At 64.9% G+C, this 18,265-nt stretch carries 21 protein-coding genes; 20 read left to right on the forward strand and 1 reads right to left on the reverse strand.

Annotated features, from left to right (window positions below; translation table 11 throughout):
- The first annotated feature begins 2 nt into the window (after nucleotides 1-2).
- The 14 genes from gpW (at nucleotide 3) to WNM05_RS13945 (ending at nucleotide 12,225) form a co-directional block, all read left to right on the forward strand.
- Nucleotides 3-257 carry a gpW family head-tail joining protein gene (gene gpW, locus WNM05_RS13880; RefSeq protein WP_434627621.1) on the forward strand — a complete coding sequence of 85 codons (255 nt, stop codon included), beginning with the start codon at nucleotides 3-5 and terminating at the stop codon, nucleotides 255-257.
- Nucleotides 257-1,918: a phage portal protein gene (locus WNM05_RS13885; RefSeq protein WP_434627624.1), complete on the forward strand. Its 1,662-nt coding sequence runs from the start codon at nucleotides 257-259 to the stop codon at nucleotides 1,916-1,918. Before gpW ends, WNM05_RS13885 begins: the two co-directional genes overlap by 1 nt.
- Nucleotides 1,915-2,778, forward strand: a complete 864-nt coding sequence (locus tag WNM05_RS13890) for a S49 family peptidase (protein ID WP_434627628.1) — start codon at nucleotides 1,915-1,917, stop codon at nucleotides 2,776-2,778. The genes WNM05_RS13885 and WNM05_RS13890 overlap by 4 nt, the downstream gene beginning before the upstream one ends.
- 16 nt (nucleotides 2,779-2,794) lie before the next feature.
- A complete protein-coding gene (locus WNM05_RS13895) occupies nucleotides 2,795-3,418 on the forward strand; it encodes a hypothetical protein (RefSeq protein ID WP_434627631.1) in 624 nt (207 codons plus the stop codon).
- Between the two features lie 23 nt (nucleotides 3,419-3,441).
- Nucleotides 3,442-4,113, forward strand: coding sequence for a head decoration protein (locus WNM05_RS13900; RefSeq protein ID WP_434627634.1), 672 nt, complete (start codon nucleotides 3,442-3,444; stop codon nucleotides 4,111-4,113).
- Between the two features lie 66 nt (nucleotides 4,114-4,179).
- Nucleotides 4,180-5,226, forward strand: coding sequence for a major capsid protein (locus WNM05_RS13905; protein ID WP_434627637.1), 1,047 nt, complete (start codon nucleotides 4,180-4,182; stop codon nucleotides 5,224-5,226).
- A gap of 2 nt (nucleotides 5,227-5,228) precedes the next feature.
- Nucleotides 5,229-5,555, forward strand: a complete 327-nt coding sequence (locus WNM05_RS13910; RefSeq protein WP_434627640.1) for a head-tail joining protein — start codon at nucleotides 5,229-5,231, stop codon at nucleotides 5,553-5,555.
- 1 nt (nucleotide 5,556) lies between these two features.
- Complete coding sequence (locus WNM05_RS13915; protein WP_434627643.1) at nucleotides 5,557-6,093, forward strand: hypothetical protein; 537 nt, start codon at nucleotides 5,557-5,559, stop codon at nucleotides 6,091-6,093.
- Between the two features lie 3 nt (nucleotides 6,094-6,096).
- Nucleotides 6,097-6,288 (forward strand): DUF2635 domain-containing protein, encoded by a 192-nt coding sequence (locus tag WNM05_RS13920; RefSeq protein ID WP_434627646.1) that lies wholly within the window; start codon nucleotides 6,097-6,099, stop codon nucleotides 6,286-6,288.
- The gene (locus WNM05_RS13925) at nucleotides 6,285-7,781 is read left to right on the forward strand and encodes a phage tail sheath subtilisin-like domain-containing protein (protein ID WP_434627648.1); all 1,497 of its coding nucleotides are present in this window, start codon (nucleotides 6,285-6,287) and stop codon (nucleotides 7,779-7,781) included. The genes WNM05_RS13920 and WNM05_RS13925 overlap by 4 nt, the downstream gene beginning before the upstream one ends.
- Before the next feature lie 57 nt (nucleotides 7,782-7,838).
- Entirely contained in the window at nucleotides 7,839-8,210 is a 372-nt protein-coding gene (locus WNM05_RS13930) for a phage tail tube protein (RefSeq protein WP_434627650.1), read from the forward strand.
- The gene (locus tag WNM05_RS13935) at nucleotides 8,207-8,485 is read left to right on the forward strand and encodes a phage tail assembly protein (protein ID WP_434627653.1); all 279 of its coding nucleotides are present in this window, start codon (nucleotides 8,207-8,209) and stop codon (nucleotides 8,483-8,485) included. Before WNM05_RS13930 ends, WNM05_RS13935 begins: the two co-directional genes overlap by 4 nt.
- 144 nt (nucleotides 8,486-8,629) lie before the next feature.
- Complete coding sequence (locus tag WNM05_RS13940) at nucleotides 8,630-10,786, forward strand: hypothetical protein (RefSeq protein ID WP_434627655.1); 2,157 nt, start codon at nucleotides 8,630-8,632, stop codon at nucleotides 10,784-10,786.
- On the forward strand, nucleotides 10,783-12,225 hold the full coding sequence (locus tag WNM05_RS13945) for a DNA circularization protein (protein WP_434627658.1): 1,443 nt from the start codon (nucleotides 10,783-10,785) through the stop codon (nucleotides 12,223-12,225). The genes WNM05_RS13940 and WNM05_RS13945 overlap by 4 nt, the downstream gene beginning before the upstream one ends.
- On the opposite strand, the gene WNM05_RS13950 is transcribed toward WNM05_RS13945, so the two are convergent.
- The gene (locus tag WNM05_RS13950) at nucleotides 12,206-12,550 is read right to left on the reverse strand and encodes a hypothetical protein (RefSeq protein WP_434627661.1); all 345 of its coding nucleotides are present in this window, start codon (nucleotides 12,548-12,550) and stop codon (nucleotides 12,206-12,208) included. The genes WNM05_RS13945 and WNM05_RS13950 overlap by 20 nt on opposite strands.
- Before the next feature lie 31 nt (nucleotides 12,551-12,581).
- On the opposite strand from WNM05_RS13950, the gene WNM05_RS13955 reads away from it, so the two are divergent.
- The 6 genes from WNM05_RS13955 to WNM05_RS13980 are packed head-to-tail and all read left to right on the forward strand — an operon-like array spanning nucleotide 12,582 to nucleotide 18,262.
- Complete coding sequence (locus WNM05_RS13955) at nucleotides 12,582-13,667, forward strand: phage baseplate assembly protein (RefSeq protein WP_434627662.1); 1,086 nt, start codon at nucleotides 12,582-12,584, stop codon at nucleotides 13,665-13,667.
- Nucleotides 13,664-14,272: a phage baseplate assembly protein V gene (locus WNM05_RS13960; protein WP_434627665.1), complete on the forward strand. Its 609-nt coding sequence runs from the start codon at nucleotides 13,664-13,666 to the stop codon at nucleotides 14,270-14,272. The genes WNM05_RS13955 and WNM05_RS13960 overlap by 4 nt, the downstream gene beginning before the upstream one ends.
- A gap of 3 nt (nucleotides 14,273-14,275) precedes the next feature.
- The gene (locus WNM05_RS13965) at nucleotides 14,276-14,713 is read left to right on the forward strand and encodes a phage GP46 family protein (RefSeq protein WP_434627668.1); all 438 of its coding nucleotides are present in this window, start codon (nucleotides 14,276-14,278) and stop codon (nucleotides 14,711-14,713) included.
- Nucleotides 14,713-15,849 carry a baseplate J/gp47 family protein gene (locus tag WNM05_RS13970; RefSeq protein ID WP_434627671.1) on the forward strand — a complete coding sequence of 379 codons (1,137 nt, stop codon included), beginning with the start codon at nucleotides 14,713-14,715 and terminating at the stop codon, nucleotides 15,847-15,849. The genes WNM05_RS13965 and WNM05_RS13970 overlap by 1 nt, the downstream gene beginning before the upstream one ends.
- A gap of 6 nt (nucleotides 15,850-15,855) precedes the next feature.
- On the forward strand, nucleotides 15,856-16,452 hold the full coding sequence (locus tag WNM05_RS13975) for a YmfQ family protein (RefSeq protein WP_434627674.1): 597 nt from the start codon (nucleotides 15,856-15,858) through the stop codon (nucleotides 16,450-16,452).
- A 7-nt stretch (nucleotides 16,453-16,459) separates the two neighbouring features.
- Complete coding sequence (locus WNM05_RS13980) at nucleotides 16,460-18,262, forward strand: hypothetical protein (protein ID WP_434627677.1); 1,803 nt, start codon at nucleotides 16,460-16,462, stop codon at nucleotides 18,260-18,262.
- Nucleotides 18,263-18,265: the final 3 nt, after the last annotated feature.

The following is an 18,265-nucleotide window of genomic DNA, read 5'->3' on the forward strand; positions in this document are numbered from 1 at the left end:
ATGTGTTCACGCCACAAACCAGCAACTTCACGGGTATCCCCCAGGCCACGCTGCAGCAATGGCTGGTCGAGGCTCAGTCGGCTCTCCACCGCCTGAGCACCGGCGGTCTGGGGGAGTCGTACTCGTACACCCAAGGCGACGGCACCAAATCTGTAACCTACACCCGCGCCAACCTGGCCCAGCTGCAGCAGCACATCAACGATCTGATGTATGCGCTGGGGATGCGGAGGCGCAGGCCTATCCGACCGGTGTTCTGATGGCAAACGAAATCTCGCTGCTGGGCGCCGATGGGCGCCCGTTGCCGCCGGCGCGCGCCTCGTTCGGCGATTCGACCGTCAGGACCGAGGGGCTGCCGCTGGCGGGCTCGTCGGTTTTCCCGTACGAGGCCTCCAGCTGGTCGACACAGGAGATGGGCGGCTGGCTGCCCTGGATCCGCTCGCCGGATGCGGAAATCAACCAGTTTCGCGATCGGATGGTGGCACGGAGCCGCGATCTGGTCCGCAACGATGGCCTGGCCCAGGGCGCGGTCACCCGGATTCTGGACAACACCGTCGGCGTGTCGATGCGCCTGTCGGCCATGCCGGATTACCGCGCGCTGGCCACGATTACCGGGATGGATGCGTTTGATGCAGTCTGGGCTGACGAATTTCAACAAGCCGCAGAGGCACTGTGGCGGGGCTTCGCCGACGACATCGGCCGCTACAACGACCTGTCGCGCCAACTGACGGTATCGCAGCAGCTTCGCCTGGGGCTGCGCCACAAGTTGGTGGACGGCGACAGCCTGATCGTCAACTACTGGAAGCCGGATCGGGTTTACCCCGGCGGTGCACGCTATGCCACTTGCTATCTGGTCGTGGACCCAGATCGGCTATCAAACCCCTGGCAGATGGTAGATACCAAGTACTTGCGCAACGGGGTGGAGATAGACGACGACGGCGTGCCCATCGCCTACCACATCCGGAAAGCTCACCAGAACGACTGGTACAACGCCATCGAATCCAACGAATGGGAGCGGGTCGAGCGCGAGGATGGCGACGGCTGGATGCGCGTCATCCACGATTTCGAGCGTGATCGCGCCGGGCAGAACCGTGGCATCGGCATTTTCACGTCGGTTCTCAGCCGGTTCAAGATGCTGGCTCGCTATTACGGCGTGGAGTTGCAGGCGGCCACCATCGCCTCGTCGTTCGGCACCTACATCACCAGCCCATTTGACGCGGCTCAGGTGGAGGAAGCAATCAACGGCACTGATGAGCTTTCCGCTTACCAAAACCTGCGCGCCGATTTTCATGAAGCACGGCCGGTCATGCTCAACGGCGCACGTATCCCAACGCTGGCACCGGGTGAGTCCATCGAAACAGTTGCTGCCGCACACCCGCACAGCGGATTCGGCGAGTTCGTCAGAGCCATGCAGCTGACGTTTGCAGCCGCCTCCGGCGTGTCGGCGGAGCAGATCACGCAAGACTGGTCGCGCACCAACTACTCGTCGGCGCGCGCCGCGCTGTTGGAGAGCTGGAAAACGTTGGAGCGCCGCCGCACCGAATTCAAGATCGGTACCGCCTCGCCCATGTACGCCACCTGGCTGCATGAAGCGATTGATAACGGCGATCTGCCGCTGCCGCGCAACGCGCCGGATTTTCTGGAGTTCCGCACGCAGTATGCGCGGTGCGATTGGCTCAGCGTCGGCCGCGGCTGGGTAGACCCCGTCAAAGAGCCGCAGGGCTCAGTCCTGAAAATGGACGCAGCCCTGTCCTCGCTGAAGCGTGAGTGCGCGGAGCAGGGCCTCGACTATGAGGAGGTCATCGCTCAGCGCGCTCTGGAAGCCCAGAAGTTCAAGGCCGCCGGGCTGCCGCCGCCTGTCTGGTACGGCGCTGGCGCGACGGATGCTGCAACCCCTCAAGAAAGCCCAACCCCGCAATGATCAACTACCCACATCTGGCGCAGCGGCTGTTCAACGTGCCGCTGGCCATCACCCCGCAAAAAGCGGAGGTGGTGATGGCGGCGCTGGCCGATCGCTTTGGCCTGGCCCGGCTGTTCCACGCGGATGGCCGCGTGGTGGCGCTGGACAGCTGGGATGGCGACGTTGGCGCGCCAGCCGAGACCAAACCCTACCAGGTGGTGGCCGGCGTGGCCGTCATCCCGGTCAGCGGCACGCTGGTGCAGAAGCTGGGCACCATGCAGCCGTACTCAGGCATGACGGGGTACGACGGCATCCGCGCCAACCTCAGCCTGGCGCTGGCCGATGATTCGGTGCATGGCATCGTGTTCGACATCGATTCGCCGGGCGGCGAGGTGGCTGGCTGTTTTGACCTGGCCGACGCCGTCTACGCCGCCCGCGGCGAAAAGCCCATCTGGTCCATTCTCACCGAAAACGCCTACAGCGCCGCCTACGCGCTGGCCAGCGCCACCGACCGCATCATCGTGCCGCGCACGGGCGGAACCGGCAGCGTGGGCGTGATTTGCATGCACGTCGATATGTCCAAGGCGCTCGGCGCCGCGGGCGTCAACGTCACCATCATCCACTACGGCGACAAGAAAGCGAACGGCAGCGATGTGCGGCCGCTCTCCTCCGAGGCGCTGGCCGATTTTCAGGCCGATGTGGATGAGATGGGCGAGCTGTTCGTCGACACTGTCGCCCGCAACCGGGGCCTCTCTGCCCGCGCAGTTCGCAGCACTCAGGCCGGCACCTTCATGGGGGCCGCTGGCGTCAAAAACGGCTTTGCTGACGCCGTGATGGCGCCAGATGCCGCATTCCGTGCCCTGCTGGCCAAGCTGGGCTAATTCCCTGGAGATATCTATGTCTTTGATTTCCCGCCTGACGGGCAGCCTTTCCTTTGCTCATCTCTCCGGCGTGTCCGCAGCCCGAGGGCGGCGTGCCGAGGACGACGACAGCGACTGCGATGATCGCAAGAGCAGTCGTCGCGCCGAGGACGACGATCGCGACGATGATGATGACGATCGCAAAGAAAGCCGCCGCGCTGAAGGCGACGACCCGGACGACGAGGATGACCGCGACAGCGGCAAAGGCAAGCGCGGCAAAAAGGCCAAGCGCGCCGAAGAGCCCGACGCGGACGACGATGACGACAGCGACCCGGATGCAGAGGATGACGAGGACGAGATGCGGGGCAAGAGCGCCGCTGCTCGTGCCCGGCGCCGCGAGCGCGCGCGCTGCGCTGCCATCTTCGGTAGCAAAGCGGCTGCCCGCAACCCGGTGCTCGCCGCCAACCTGGCGTTCAACAGTTCGATGACTCGCCATGAGGCGCTGGCAGTGCTGCGCGATACCCCGGCGGCAGCGCCGGCCGGAAATTCCAGCCGCGCCGCGCGCAATCCGTCGCTGGGTGCATCCGATGGCGCGCCGCCGAGCCGCAAGGCCTCGCTCGCCTCTTCGTGGGATCGTGCGTTCAAGAAAGCCAGCCGCTAACCCCAGCCTAGAAAGGACTTTCCATGGGTAACCCTACTGTCGCACCGCTGCAGGAGTGGTGGCATAACGGCGGATTCCTGGTTTCGGAAGCCCCCGGCCACCAATCCCGCGATCAAATCCTGCTCACCGGCGGCCAGCTCGTGCTGGCCGGCACGGTGCTGGGCCAGATCACCACCAGCAATGCCGCTCCCGTTGCCACCTCTGCCGCCAGCGCGGCCAACGTAGGCAATGGCACGCTCGCCATTGGCACGCCGCCGCAGGCTGGTTTCACGCCGGCGGGCGTGTTCACCATCACGCTGACGGCGCCGACGGTGTATAGCATCAGCGGCCCCAACAATTTCAACGAAGTGGATCTGCCCGTTGGCGCGGCCTTTGACGCCGATGGCATGGTGTTCACGGTGTCCGCGGGCAGCACGCCGTTTTCCGCCGGCGACACGTTCGCTATTACCGTCACGTCGCCGGGTACCGCCGGCCAGTGGAGGCCGTTGAATCCGGCAGCCACGGATGGCTCGCAAGTGGCCGCCGGCGTGCTGTTCGCCACCAAGGACGTGACCAGTGGTCCGAAACCGGCGCTGGGCATCACTCGCCTGGCGGAGGTGAATGGTTCCGAACTGCTGTGGCCGACCGGCATCACGCCGACCCAACAGGCTGCTGCCGTTTCCCAACTGGCTCAGGCCCACATCCTCGTCCGCTGACTCTCCAGCACACATCCAGAAAAGCCGCCCTCCGGGGCGGTTTTTTTATTCCCGAAAGGCTGAACCATGTCCGGCAATATCCTCGATGTCTTTCACCAGGATGCGTTCTCGGCGATCACGCTGACCGAAGCCGTCCAACGCAACCCCTTCCAGCCCTCCGGTCTGGGTGAACTCGACATCTTCACTCCCGATCCGATCCGCACCAAGGCGCTGGCCGTCGAAGAGCGGCAAGGCAAACTGACGCTGATTCCGTTCTCCGAGCGCGGCGCCGAGGGCACTCAGCGCACCACCGAGAAGCGCAAAATGCGCTATTTCGAAGTGCCGCGACTGATGCACGACGACACGATTTACGCCGAGGAGCTGCAGGGCATTCGCGAATTCGGCGAGGAATCGGTCTTGATGCAGGTGGAAACCGAGGTGGCTCGCCGGCTGCGCGGTCCCACCGGCCTGTTGGCCAACGTCGACTACACCAAGGAATTCCTCCGGCTGGGCGCAGTGCAAGGGCTGTGTCTGAATCCCGGCGACGGCAGCGTGCTGTACAACTGGTTCGACGAGTTCGGCATCAAGCAGGCACCTGAAGTAGCGTTCAACCTCGCCGCCGGCACCGCCAATACCTTGCGCCCAATCTGCAATGCCATCACCCGCGCGATGGCGCGCGCCGCGCAAGGCTCGTTCACCTCCAACACGCGCGTCCATGCGCTGTGCGGCGACAGTTTCTACGACCAGTTCTCCAACCACCCGGACGTGATCCGGACCTTCCTGAACTGGAGCGATGCGGCCGAGCTGCGTAATAACGGCCAGGGCGGTGCCTTTGACTCGTTCGAGTTCGGCGGCATCCGCTGGTGGAACTACCGCGGCTCGGACGACAACGCCACGATCAAGATCCCGGACGACAAGGTCAAGTTTTTCCCGGTGGGCGCCCCCGGCATCTTCCGCGAGGCCAATGCGCCGGGCGAGACCGTGGACTGGGTGAACACCCCGGGCAAACCGGTGTACGTGCTGCCCATCTTCGACCTGCAGCGCCGCATGTGGTGGAAGATGGAGACCTACTCCTACCCGCTGTTCATCTGCACGCGCCCTGAGGTGCTCATGTCCGGCCGCGCCGAGGGCTGACCGTGATCAACTGGGACGAAGCAGTTCTCGCGCCGCTGCAGGAGGTGTTCGGCGAGCCGGTGACGTACACCACGACCACCGGTCAGTCGATCGCCATTTCCGGCGTGTTCGATGAGGCATACCACCCGGTCGATGGGTTGGGCGGGTCGACTTACACCTCCACCGCCCAGCCGGTGCTGGGCATTCGTGCGGCCGCGCTGCCGTTTCCGCCGCTGGCGGGCGATGTCGTCGCCATCCAGCGGACGGGCATCGTCTACTCGGTGGCGGATGTTCACCCTGACGGCCACGGCGCCATCAAGTTGATGCTCAACTACGTGTCCGGAGGCTGACATGCTGTACCGCACCCAACTCCGAAACGCGGTGGTGGCGGCGCTGCAGGCGGCCAACACGTTGGCCGGCCAGAAAGTCTATGCACCGCGCGACCTCCCCGTAACGCCGCCCGGCATGCCGCTGATCCTGGTGCAGACCCCGCTGGAGCGCAAACAGGGCCGCGGCCCGCTGGGCGCTCCCCAGTTCTTGACCACGGCTACGGTGGCAATCAATGCCAGGGTGTCCGGCTCCAGCGCTGGTCAGGTCGAGTCGCTGCTGGACACCATCTGCGATCAGATCGAAAGCGCCGTACTCACCGACTACACCGTGCTGCGCATGGTGCAGCAGGTGCTGGCGGTGGAGACCGAGATCGAAGTGACTGGCCAGCAGCGTGAGCACCTGGGCGAGGCCTGGCTGCGCTTTGACTTCGAATACCCCGAGGTTTTCGAGCCTCCCATCAACCAGCAGCTCATCGATGTCCACGGTGCGGTGTCGGTTACCGTCGGCACGGCAACTGCCCAGCCGGTCGAGTTCGATATCCCCATCCCTCAGGAGTGATCCATGTACGTCAAACCCAAGGCCGGGTTCGCTATCCGCGACCCCGACCTGCTCGACCTATTGCCCGCCGCTGGCCGCGAGGTGCCCGACACCGAGTACTGGCTGCGCCGGCTGCGCGATGGCGATGTTGAGCAGGTGGCGCAGGTGGTGGTCGTGGATGCCACCGACACGGCCAAGAAAGGCGGTGATAAATGACCATCCCCTTCAAAACCATTCCGCAGGCGCTGCGTGTCGGGCTGTTCTACGCCGAGATGGACAACAGCCGCGCCAACACCGCGCAGGCCAGCCAGCGCGCGCTGATCATCGGCCAGGCCACCTCTGCCGCCATCGTAATGGGAACGGTGCCGAATGTTCCCGTCATCAGCCAGGGCGTCGCGGATGCTCAGACCGTGGGCGGCCCCAACTCCATGCTGGCGCTGCTGACCGCGTGGTATCGCAAAAACGACCAGTTCGGCGAGGTGTGGTATCTGCCGTTGGCTGATGACCCGGCCGCCACCGCGGCCGCCGGCAGCATCACCATATCCAGCGCGCCGACGGCGGCAGGGACGTTCTATCTATACGTGGCTGGCATCCGCTATGCCATCCCAGTGCTGCCGACGCAGCAGCCGGCGCAGATCGCCGCGTTCATCGCCGGTGTTCTGGCTGCCGATTCCGGCTGCCCGGTGATCGCTACCAATGCGGCGAACAGCCAGACGGTGACGCTGACGGCGGTCAACAAAGGGCCCTGCGGCAACGACATCGACCTGAAGCTGAACTATCTGGGTCCGACTGGCGGGGAAACTATGCCGGCTGGCCTGGGCGTGCAGATTGCGGCCATGTCCGGCGGCGCTACGGCGCCCAGCCTGGCGGCGGCGCTGGCGAACCTGGGAGATCAGCCGTTCGACTTCATCGTCTGCCCGTTCAACGACACCACCAGCCTCAACGCGCTGCAGCAGTTCATGAACGACCAGACCGGCCGCTGGAGCTACGCCAAGCAGTTATATGGCCACGTGTTCACCGCGCTGCGCGGCACGCTTGGTGCCCTGACCACCTTCGGCGTCACGCGCAACAACCAGCACGAAACGGTGATGGGGTTCTACGACAGCCCGACGCCGGCTTGGCTGTGGGCTGCGGCGACTGCCGGCGCCACGGCCGTCAGCGTGCGCGCCGACCCGGCCCAGCCGCTGCAGACCGTGCCGCTGATCGGCGTGCTAGCGCCTCCGGTGCAGAGCCGTTTCCAGCTGACCGATCGCAACACCCTGCTGTACGACGGCATCAGCACGTTCACCGTGGCGCAGGATGGCACGGTGGCGATCGAGAACCTGATCACCACCTACCAGAAAAACGCGTTCGGCAACGCTGACAACAGCTACCTGGAGGTGGAGACGATGTTCACCCTGGCCTATGTGATGCGGTTCCTGCGCACCCGGGTCACCAGCAAGTTCGCGCGCGTGAAGCTGGCCGCCGACGGCACCAAGTTCGCTCCAGGCTCCAACATCGTCACCCCCTCGACAATCCGCGGAGAGTTGGTGGCGGCGTATGGCGAGCTGGAGCATGCCGGCATCGTGCAGAAAAGCGCCGCATTCAAAGCGGCGCTGATCGTCGAACTGGATGCCAATAACCCCGGCCGCGTCAATGTGCTGTTCGCGCCGACGCTGGTCAATCAGCTCCGCATTTTCGCGCTGCTCAACCAATTCCGGCTGATGTAAGCCATCACCCACAGAAACGCCGCCTTCGGGCGGCGTTTTGCATTTCTGGGAGCCAACATGGCAGTAGACAACACTTACCTGCTCGCCGGCACCTGCCAGCTGAGCGTCAATGGCACCTCGTACATGGTGGCGGGCGATTTCGGTTACAGCCCGGCCAAAGTGAAGCGCGAGACCAAGGCCGGCCGCGACGGCGTGCACGGCTATTCGGAGACGCCGATCCCCGGGTTCATCAAGGCCAAGCTGCGCGACAGCGGCAACCTGACCGTGGCCGAGCTGAACACGATGACCAACGTTACCGTCACGCTGCAACTGGCCAATGGCAAAACCGTGGTCGGCCGCAACATGTGGACGGTGGAATCCCCGGAAGTTGACTCGGTCGAGGCCGAGATCGACGTCCGCTGGGAGGGCATGAGCGTGGAGGAGGCATGATGAGCGAAACCCAAAAAACGGAAGTCGCCGATGAGCTTACCCTGGCGCTGCGCAAGCCAATTGCGTTGGGCGATGAGAAGTACCACGTTCTTGAATTGCGGGAGCCGCTGGTGGACGAGTTGGAAAAATTCCACGAGCAGCTGGAGAAGAAGACGCCGATCTTCGCCACGAAATTCCTGATTTCCCTGGTCAGCGACGTGCCAGTTGCGGCGATCGGCCGCCTGGGCGCCCGCGACTTCAAGGCCGCTGAGGCATACCTGGCCAATTTTTTCTGACCCAGCCAGCCGGCCAGCTGCCGGCCGACTGGCAGGACATCGTGGCAGACGTGACCAAGTTTTACAGCTGGGGGCCTCATGACGCCGGCAGCCTGACCTGGGCACGGCTGGCGCGATGGCACCGGCAAATGCTGAGGATGTGCAATGGCGGCAGCTGACAATCAATTCCGGATCCGGATCACGGCGCAAGACCAGGCCGGCCCAATCGTCCAGAAGCTGGAGGCGCGGCTGGGCAAGTTCGCCACCCGGCTGGCGCTGGGCAAGAAAGTCGACGACCTTTCCAAGTCGCAATTGGAGCAGCGCGTCACCCAGCGTTTCGACGGGCTGGCCAAGAAAATCCAGGGCATCGGCAGCGCGCTGGGCAGTACCGCCAGCAACCTGTCCGCCCCGGTGTCCGCCATTGCTGGCGGCGCCATCATCGCCGGCATCACCGCTTCCGCCACCAGTTGGGCCAGCTATGGCAATTCCGTGCTGCGCACGGCGCAGATGACGGGCGTAGGCACCGACGAGTTGCAGAAGCTGCGGGGCGCCGCGAAGCTGGCGGGCGTCGAGGCGGAACAACTCGATGGCGGCATCAGCGCGCTGGGCAGCACCCTCAACGATGCCGCGAACGGCCGCAACATGGCGGCGCTGGCCATGCTCAACCGGCTGGGCATCAGCATCCACCGCACCAAGGACGGCGCAGTGGACACGTCTGCAGCGCTGAAGGACCTGGCGCAGGTGATGGCCAGCCCGAAGATGTCGGCGCAGACCAAGTCCATGATCGCCGGCCAGTTTGGCGTTCAGGGCTTGATGCCCATGCTGATGGATGGCCGCAAGAAGCTGGAAGACGACATGGCCAAAACCAAGGCCATGGGCGCCGTGCAAACCCCGGCGCAGTTGAAAGAGGCCGACCAGGCCAAGCGGCATGAGCGTGAAGCCGGACTGGGCCACCAGCGCGCCAGCAACTGGCTGGGGGACTTCGTCGGCCCGATCTACAGCAAGCTGATGGAAGGCGCCGCCAAGATGCTATCCGAGCATCCCGGCGCGACGCTGGCCGGCGGCGCGGCTGTCGGCTTGGGCGGTTCGTGGCTGCTGCGGAAGGGGTTGTCCTCGATCGGCAATCGGATGATTGAGTCCGTGGTCAAGCAGGTCAGCCAGGAATTGGCAGGCGGCGCGGCGAAGGTCGCCGGGCAGGCGGCATCCGAGGCAGCGGCCGCCGCCAGCGCCGGCGTCAAGCAGATCAGCCGCGTCACGTTGCCATTTTTTGGCGAGTTGGCCAGCCGCCTGTCGCTGGGGCTGGGCCTGCTGCTGGAGTCGCCGGAACTGAACCGCGGTGAAAACGAGTTCGTTCGCGCGCAGCAGCAGCGAAACGGAACCGCATCGAGCCGCTGGCATGGCCTGGACATGAACGGCAAGGCGTTCGCGGACCTGAAGAACAGGGCCAAGTCGGCTTACCAGCCCTGGTACGAGTTCGGCGACGAGAACGCTCTGCAGTACATGAGCCGCTATATCAAGGAAAATCCGCAGGCCAAGCCGGCCGGCTGGACCGATGCGGCGCAGGCCGCGCCGGCGCCTGGCCAGCGGCTGGCCCAGGCGGCTCAGTCGGAGTTGCCGCAAAAGGCGCAGTCTGCCAAGGCGCTGCCCCGCGGCGTCCGGAACAACAACCCGGGCAATCTGCAGTTCGTGGGCCAAGCCGGCGCGGTGAAAGAGGCTGGCGCCGGCGGGCGGTTCGCCGTTTTCGAGACGCCGGAAGCGGGGCTGAATGCCATGGCCAAGCAGCTCGTGCGGTATGGCAACTCAGGCCTGACATCGGTTCAGTCCATCATACGCAAATGGGCACCCAGCTCGGAGAACAACACCGCCGCGTATGCGGCGGCTGTGGCCAAACGCATGGGGGTGGGTGCCAACCAGTCGCTAGACATGGGGCGGCCGGAGGTGATCCGGTCGCTGATGGACGCGATGATTGTGCGCGAGAACGGCTACAACCCATATGCCCGTCAGATGCTCGATGCGTCAGCTGCGGCTGGGGTCAGCCCCAAGGGCGCAGCTAGGTCGGTGGTGGGGGCTGCGGTGGCGTTGACTGCGGGTAACCCGGCTGTCACATCGCCGGCGGCGGCGGTGACGGATCCGGCTCAGAAAATGCTGATTGACCAACTGCGCTCCCTGCAAGATGCGGTGGCCAAACTGGCGGATGCGAAGATCCAGATAGCAGTGAGTGGCTTGCCTGCCGGGGCGCGCGCTACTGCCACAGGAGGCCCGGCGGCCATGAGCAGCGCATCAAAGTACAACTACTCAATGCCGGAGATAATCTCGCCATGAGCTTTCAGGACGTATTGAACACGGCCACCCGCGCCGCGGGCGCGCTGGATGGCGTGGCTTCCGCTGCCGGCCAGCTGACCAATACGCTGGGGCTGGGTGGCCCTACCTTCTGGGACCAGTTGCGGCCGGCGAGCTACCGCGGCATTCCATTTGCGGTGCTGGCATCAGATGGTGAGTTCGGCCGGCGACTGGCTGAACACGAGTACCCGAACCGGGATGTGCTGTGGGTGGAGGATATGGGCCGGCGTGGACGCCGCATCAATATGATCGGCTTCCTGGTTGGCGACGTCGTCATCAGCCAGATGCAGCAGATGATCGCCGCGGCGGAGCAAGAGGGGCGCGGCGAACTGGTGCACCCGACGCTGGGCACGCTCTACGTCAGCCTGGGGCCGATGCGCGTGTCCGAGCGCTGGGACCAGGGGCGCTATGTCGAGCTGTCCATGCAGTTTGTGGAGTCCGGCGACCGCGAGTTCCCGGACGAGCAGCAAGACACTGCCAGCTGGTTGTCCAATCTGGCAGACGAAGCAGGACTTTCCGTTGAGGCGGATTTTGTCGCCGACCTGATCGGCCAGGTGAAGCACGGCGCGGCGGTGGTGCAATCCGTCGTCAACACGGCCGCCCAATGGGCCGGTCGCATCAACCTGGTGATCAATGCCGCCAAGGGGATTTACAACTCGGTGGCCGGTATCGCTGGCCAGTTGCAGGCGTTGGACAGTTTTGCCAATCGCTATGGCGACCCGCGCGGCGTGGCTGCGCCCAGCACTCCTACGCCGTCGCCCACGCGCCGCGCCGTCGCCGCCAGCGCCGTTCAGCGCCAGGCGGTGACGGCATTGGCGGCGGCGGTGCCGACGGCTGCAGGTCAGCTAGGCGCCCAAGCGGCAGCCATTCAGCCACTGCCAGCGGCGGTGACGCAATCGGTGGCGGCGCTGGTTGCGGCCTGCGCCAGCCCTATGGACGCCATCAACGCGTTGACGGCGCTCAGCCAGCTGCCCATGCCTCACGGCGTGGACACCTCGCCCATGGGCGTAGCCATGACCACGGCGCAGCAGCTGACGGTAATGATGATGCGGCGCGCAGCGGTGATCGGCGTGTGCCGCTCGGTGTCGTCGTACCAGCCTGCCAGCTATGACGACGCCGCGTCATTGCGCAGCCGGGTGTCGCAGTTGGTCGAAAGGGAGGCAGTTGCGGCAGCGGATGCTGGGAATATGGCGAGCTATCAGGCGCTGCGCGACCTGCGCACCGCGGCGGTGGCGGACCTGACAGCCCGAGGCGGGTCGCTGGCGCGCATGATGCCAGTTTCCATTCCGCAACCGATGCCGTCCATGGTGCTGGCGCAGCGGCTCTATCGCGATCCGTCGCGTGCTGGCGAGTTGGCGCAGCAGGCCGGCGCCATCCACCCGCTATTCATGCCGACGCAGTTCAAGGCGCTGTCTCAGTAGCCGGCGCTTGTGAGGCGGCTGGTTCGGTCGAGTCCGAATAGGGGTTCACCGGCATCTGGTACTGGATGTTCTTGTACTTCTCGGCTTGCTGTTTGGCCCACTTCTCTCGCATTTGCGGGGTGATGCCCGCCTCGCTCCATTGCTGGTTTTTCGGCACGACTTTCCGTTGGCAGTAGAACGTGGATGGGTGCCCGATGTTGTTGTTTCGGATGACCCACCGCGGGCCGGCCTGCTGGCACTCCGTCTCTGTTTTGTAGATGGCCTGCGGCACCACGCCGCCTTGCCAGCCATCCGACATCACCATCACAAGCAAAAAACCAATCATTGCCCACCCCTCATGACATTGAGCTGACATTATGGATGACCTTACCCTTCTCACCAACAGCCAGCGCATATCGGGGTGGACCACGATCAATATCGTGCGTGGCATCGAACGATTCCCATCCGGCTTCCAGATCGGCATGACAGAGCTTTTCCCTGGCCAGTTCGGCGACATACTGCTTCATCCCGGCGACCCGGTGCAGGTGCTGCTGGGCAGCGATATTGTGGTGACTGGCTACGTGGATGACTTCTCCTCCACTCTCACCGCAACCACGCATGCGATCACCGTGAGCGGCCGCGGCAAATGCCAGGACCTGGTCGACTGCAGCCACTTTTTCAACGGCTGCCAGATGACCAACATCACTCCGCTGGCCATGGCCATCCAGCTGGCCACGCCATATGGCATTGATGTGGTGTCGGATGTTGGCGCTGGCGAGGTGGTGCCGGTATGGCAGTTGCCATGGGGGGAGACCCCTTACAACATCCTGGAGCCGGTAGCGCGTAACAGCCAGATGCTGGTCTACGAAAACCCGGATGGATCATTGAGGCTGTCGCAGGCGATGCGGGCTTCTGCCGGCGTTCGCTACCCGGTGGTGGCGGAGGGGGTCAACATCGAGTCCATCACCATGCGCTGGTCCATGGCACAGCGCTTCAGCCAGTACATTGGCCGCAGTCTGCCGATGGACATTATGAGCGACATGGGCGTCGGCCCAGACGTAGTGGCGGTGGTGAACGATCCTGGCGTGCCGCGACTGCGCGTGCGCAGCATCATCGCCGAGACCGGAGATACGTCTGATTTCCAGATCACCAAGGCGCGCGCCAACTGGGAGGCGGTGCGGCGCGCCGGCCGCAGCATGCAGGCCACGGTAACGGTGGATAGCTGGCGAGATGAGGCTGGCAACCTGTGGCGGCCCAACACGCTGGTGACACTGGTGGCGCCGACGGTACATGTACCGCGCGTCAACTGGCTGATTTCTGAAGTGGCCTACCGGCGCGACGAAACCGGCACGCATGCGGACCTGACGCTGATGCCCCCAGAAGCGTTCGCCGTGCAACCCGTCAACCTGTTTCCGACCATGCGCGACGTTGTCGCCGGCGCCGCCAAGGGAGGCAACGGATGATTCAACAAATAGAGCGACTGGCACGCCGGGTCTGGATGCTGCTGGGCCGGGGCCGGATTACGGCGCCGGCTAGCGATGGCGGCCCGGTGCAGGTACTGCAGGTCCAGCTGGGCCGAGATGAAACCCGCGACCGGCTGCGCCGCCTTGCGGAGTACGGGTTCACCAGTCATCCGCCGGTGGGCGCCGACGCCGTCGTGCTGTTCCCGTTGGGCGACCGCAATAACGGCGTGGTGATCGCCACCAACCACCAGGGCAGCCGGATGACCGGGCTGGCGCCCGGCGAAGTAGCGATTTTCGATAACCGCGGCCAGTCGGTGTATCTCACCGCCGCCGGCATCATCATCAATGGCGCGGGCTTGCCGCTCACGGTCAACAACACGCCCACGGTAACGATCAACGCCAGCGCCAGCGTGAAGCTCAATACGCCGGAGTTGGACGTGACCGGCTTGATCAAGGCCGGCGGCGACATCATCGACAATGCCGGCAGCAATGCCCACTCCATGGCGCAAATGCGCGCCATCTACAACGGCCATGACCACGCGGTGCACGGCATCCAGAGCGGCAATGCCACCGTTACCACGCAGCACCCCAACCAACAGGAATAGCGAATGGACATCTCCACCGTTTGGGTGGCCGGCACGCACGGCGACTGGGTGCAGGCGGGCTCAACGCTGTTGTCCGGCAATGACCTGCAATCTGCCATTCTGCTCAGCCTGGGTACTGACCGCGTGGCCGGCCCGGATGACGTCATCCTTGACGGCAGCGGCGACCCGCGCGGCTGGTGCCTGGATGATCCGGTGCGGCCTATCGGTAGTCGGTTGTGGCTGCTGGTGCGCGCCAAGCAGACTCGGGAAACCGCCAACCGCGCGCGCGACTACATCGCGGAGGCACTGCAGTGGCTGATCGATGATGGCGTGGTGGCCAAATTCGACATCACGACGCAGTGGGTGGCGCCCTCCACGCTGGGTGCGCAGGTTGTGTCATACAGCACGGCCGGCGCACGCAGTGCCGTGCAATTCAAGTGGGCCTGGAACGGAGTCAACTGATGCCCTATGCAACACCAACCCTCTCCGCGCTACGCCAGCAGGTGGCACAGGATATCGCGGCCAACTTGCCAGGCGGCGACGGTATGCTGCGATTCAGCAACCTCGGCGTCATGGCCGCTGCTCAGGCCGCGATGGCTTATGGCCATTACGACTACATCAGTTTCGTCGCGCGGCAGGCTACGCCATACACAGCCACGGGTGAGTTCCTACAGGGATGGGGCGCGCTCAAGGGCGTGTTCATCAAACCGGCGACGGCGGCCAGCGGCAGCGCCACGTTTCCAGGGCAAATCGGCCAGCCATTGCCGGCTGGTACCCTGGTCAATCGCGGCGATGGTCAGCAATATACGGTCACCGGCGGTGGCGTGGTCAGCTTGGCCGGTACGGTCACCGTGCCGATTACCGCTATCGCGGATCCGGCAGGACTGGTCGGCGCGGCGGGGAACTCCCCGGCCGGCACGCTCCTTTCGCTGGCCCAGTCTGTGCCAGGGATTCAAGCGGCTGGCAGTGCCGCCACGGCCCTGACGGGCGGCGCCGATCTGGAAGGCGACGAGCCCTACCGCGCGCGAGTGCTATCCGCATTTCAGTCCACGCCGCAGGGTGGCGCGCAGAACGACTACATCACCTGGGCCACAGCGGTGCCCGGCGTCTCCCGTGCTTGGTGCGCGCCCAGCGGATTCGGCCCAGGGACGGTGGTGGTGTATGTGATGCTGGATGGCGCCGAGTCTGCCAATGGCGGCTTCCCTGTCGGTAGTAATGGCGTGTCCCAGTTCGATCTGGGTCCGGGCGGCGTGCCTCGCGGAGTAGTGGCGACGGGGGACCAACTGATCGTTGCCAACGCCATCGCCCCCCTGCAGCCGGTAACGGCGCTGGTCTACGTGGTCGCCCCCATCAGCAATTCCGTGCCATTCACCATCAAGGGCGTGCCGGTGGCCAGCCAGGCTGCGGTCTCCCTGGCCATTGCCGGTGTGTTTTTCCAGTATGGCCAGCCGGGTGGCAGTATTCCCTTGCAGCTGATCTGGTCTGCCATCGCTACGGTCTCCGGCGTGAGCGACTTCATCGTGGTTTCCCCATCGGGTGCCGACATTACCAGCCCCACCGGCTATCTGCCGGTGCTGGGCCCTATCACCTGGCAGTGAGGTTCTATGCCGCTCCCCAACTACACCGCCCTGGACTACCAGGGCGCGTTGCAGCGCTTGCTGCCGCGCGGACGTGTGTGGCCGCGCGAGCCTGACGCCGTCCAGTCCCAGGTAGCGCTGGCGCTGGCGCAGGTTTATAGCCGCACGCATGCCCGGGCCAACAACTTGCTGGTGGACGCATTTCCGCCAACTGCATATGAGCTACTGCCCGAGTGGGAGGCCACGCTGGGTTTGCCTGACCCGGTGTTGGGGCCGGCAACGACGTTGCAGGGTCGGCGCGGTCAGGTCGTCGCGCAGTTGACCGCGGTTGGCGGCCAATCTGCCGCGTATTTTGTGCAGGTGGCTGCCAACCTCGGTTACACCATCAGCATCACAAATTTTGCTCCGTTCCGGATGGGGCAATCTGGAATGGGAAGCGCGCTTGGCGGCCCAGAGTGGGCGCACACCTGGGCGGTACACGCCCCGCTGAACACAGTGATCTCGTTCCGAATGGGGCAGTCTGCCATGGGAGAGCCGCTTAACAGCTGGGGAAATGCTGCGCTCCAGGAGCTGCTTCGCCGACTTGCGCCGGCGCACGCCATCCTTCAGTTCCATTACACCTGAGGTTTTCATGTACCAATACGATGATCCGTCTGCCGTCTCGCAGATGCCGGTACCCGGCGGTGCCGGCAAGGCCGGTTACTTCACCGATGGAAACCCGGCGACGGGTACGCCCGCGACGATGCTTCGAGCCGACTTCATGAACGCCATCATGATGGAATTGCTGAACGCCATCCAGGCTGGCGGCTTGGTGCCAACGAAGGGCGCAAACAATCAACTCGCCCAGGTGCTGCGGGGGTTCGCCCCTGTTGGCGTCAATGTTCAGTTCGTGCAGAAGAGTGGCGCGATCAGCCTCCCGGCCCATGGCATCGTCGAATTCAACGGCACCGTTGATGGCACGATTACCCTGCCGGATCCCACCCAGAGCACTCCAGTGTTCACCTACTTCTGGAACGGCTCCAGCGCCAACCAATTGACGCTGTCGACGGCGACCGGCGCCTTCTTCGGGCCTGGAGTGCCTGCGAATGGCGCCACATTCAGCATTGCGCCCGGCTACGGCGCTCTGATCGGCAGTGACAGCCGAAACTACATCGTGCTGCTCAGCGGCTACACCAAGTCGCCGGCGCCCGGCGACAGCTCAGGACTCATCGCCAATACCGCCTGGACACAGGCAGCGATCACTGCCGCAATCAATGCCGCAGTCGCACCACTCGACGCGCGCTATGGCCTCAACACCGGCGGCGCGAGTGGTGCCAACCTGCTGGCCAACGGCAGTGCCGAGTTGGGGACCAGCGGCTGGCCGACAGTCTGCGCGACGCCGATTAGCAACACGGGTTACCTGGAGGGCTCGTTCTGGCAAATGCCCATTACCACGACACCGAGCAATAACGTCCAGTGGTCGGCTCAGATCGCTGTCCGGCCGGGCCAGGTGGTCTGGCTGCAGGCAGAGATGGCCGCCGTCGGCGTCACTGCCGGGCAGTTCTGCTGCGACATCGTTTTCTACGACTCTACCAATAACGTCATCAGCCAGAACAATGCCAAACTCGTCGCAGCAAACGGCCAGCCGTGGACCTGGTTCAACAACAGCGCGACGGCGCCGGCGGCGGCGGTGGCGATGGCTGTCCGCTTCTACTACTTCAACGCGATCAGCGGCAGCGCGGCGATTCGCAGAATCAAGTTGAGCCAGGCGCTGACCCCGTATTCCCAGGAGGCCTCGATCGCGCGACCGTTGACAGTCGTGCGCCGGGTGATCAGCTCCAGCGGCGCGTACACGCCGAGCCCGGGAATGGTGTACTGCGACGTCGAGGTGCTCGGTGCCGGCGGTGGTGGTGGTGGTGGCCTGGGCGGCCAATCGTCCGCTAGCGTCGGTGGTGGCGGCGGTGCCGGCGGCTACGTGCGCGGGATTCTCACGGCCGCCCAGGTCGGGGCCAGCCAGACGATCACGATCGGCGGCGCGGGTGCCGGTGGCGCCGGTGCGAATGCTGGCGCTGCGGGTGGCTCTACGTCATTCGGTTCGCTGCTGACCGCCGGTGGTGGTGGCGGCGGGGTGGCCAGCATTGCCCAGCCTCAGGGCGCCAACGGCGGCGGCGGGGGCGGCGCGGCATCGGGCAGCGTGCCCGCCACTCCCGGCACGGTCGGCGGAATGGGATGGTGGGCGAACTACAGCATCGGCACGGCTGGTGCGGGGGCCGGAACACCCTACGGCGCCGGGGGCGCGCCGGCCGTGATAGCCGTCACGACGGCGGCCAACGGCGGGAGCGCCAGCGGATTCGGCGCCGGCGGCGGTGGCGCGGCGGCGAGCGGGATGAACTGCGTGGGTACTGGCGGCAGCGGAACGGCCGGTGTTGTTGTGATAACGGAATACGTGAGGTAGCAA

It is taken from the genome of Chromobacterium sp. CV08, assembly GCF_051129845.1.
Lineage (GTDB): Bacteria > Pseudomonadota > Gammaproteobacteria > Burkholderiales > Chromobacteriaceae > Chromobacterium.

Bases quoted from the DNA above. Each gene is read 5' to 3' on its own strand.
- WNM05_RS13895 (WP_434627631.1), top strand. From the start codon at position 2,795: ATGTCTTTGATTTCCCGCCTGACGGGCAGCCTTTCCTTTGCTCATCTC.
- WNM05_RS13890 (WP_434627628.1), top strand. From the start codon at position 1,915: ATGATCAACTACCCACATCTGGCGCAGCGGCTGTTCAACGTGCCGCTG.
- WNM05_RS13935 (WP_434627653.1), top strand. From the start codon at position 8,207: ATGATGAGCGAAACCCAAAAAACGGAAGTCGCCGATGAGCTTACCCTG.
- WNM05_RS13925 (WP_434627648.1), top strand. From the start codon at position 6,285: ATGACCATCCCCTTCAAAACCATTCCGCAGGCGCTGCGTGTCGGGCTG.
- WNM05_RS13885 (WP_434627624.1), top strand. From the start codon at position 257: ATGGCAAACGAAATCTCGCTGCTGGGCGCCGATGGGCGCCCGTTGCCG.
- WNM05_RS13900 (WP_434627634.1), top strand. From the start codon at position 3,442: ATGGGTAACCCTACTGTCGCACCGCTGCAGGAGTGGTGGCATAACGGC.
- WNM05_RS13950 (WP_434627661.1), bottom strand. From the start codon at position 12,550: ATGATTGGTTTTTTGCTTGTGATGGTGATGTCGGATGGCTGGCAAGGC.
- WNM05_RS13955 (WP_434627662.1), top strand. From the start codon at position 12,582: ATGGATGACCTTACCCTTCTCACCAACAGCCAGCGCATATCGGGGTGG.
- WNM05_RS13970 (WP_434627671.1), top strand. From the start codon at position 14,713: ATGCCCTATGCAACACCAACCCTCTCCGCGCTACGCCAGCAGGTGGCA.
- WNM05_RS13930 (WP_434627650.1), top strand. From the start codon at position 7,839: ATGGCAGTAGACAACACTTACCTGCTCGCCGGCACCTGCCAGCTGAGC.
- WNM05_RS13945 (WP_434627658.1), top strand. From the start codon at position 10,783: ATGAGCTTTCAGGACGTATTGAACACGGCCACCCGCGCCGCGGGCGCG.
- WNM05_RS13965 (WP_434627668.1), top strand. From the start codon at position 14,276: ATGGACATCTCCACCGTTTGGGTGGCCGGCACGCACGGCGACTGGGTG.
- WNM05_RS13960 (WP_434627665.1), top strand. From the start codon at position 13,664: ATGATTCAACAAATAGAGCGACTGGCACGCCGGGTCTGGATGCTGCTG.
- WNM05_RS13915 (WP_434627643.1), top strand. From the start codon at position 5,557: ATGCTGTACCGCACCCAACTCCGAAACGCGGTGGTGGCGGCGCTGCAG.
- WNM05_RS13920 (WP_434627646.1), top strand. From the start codon at position 6,097: ATGTACGTCAAACCCAAGGCCGGGTTCGCTATCCGCGACCCCGACCTG.
- WNM05_RS13940 (WP_434627655.1), top strand. From the start codon at position 8,630: ATGGCGGCAGCTGACAATCAATTCCGGATCCGGATCACGGCGCAAGAC.
- WNM05_RS13980 (WP_434627677.1), top strand. From the start codon at position 16,460: ATGTACCAATACGATGATCCGTCTGCCGTCTCGCAGATGCCGGTACCC.
- WNM05_RS13975 (WP_434627674.1), top strand. From the start codon at position 15,856: ATGCCGCTCCCCAACTACACCGCCCTGGACTACCAGGGCGCGTTGCAG.
- WNM05_RS13905 (WP_434627637.1), top strand. From the start codon at position 4,180: ATGTCCGGCAATATCCTCGATGTCTTTCACCAGGATGCGTTCTCGGCG.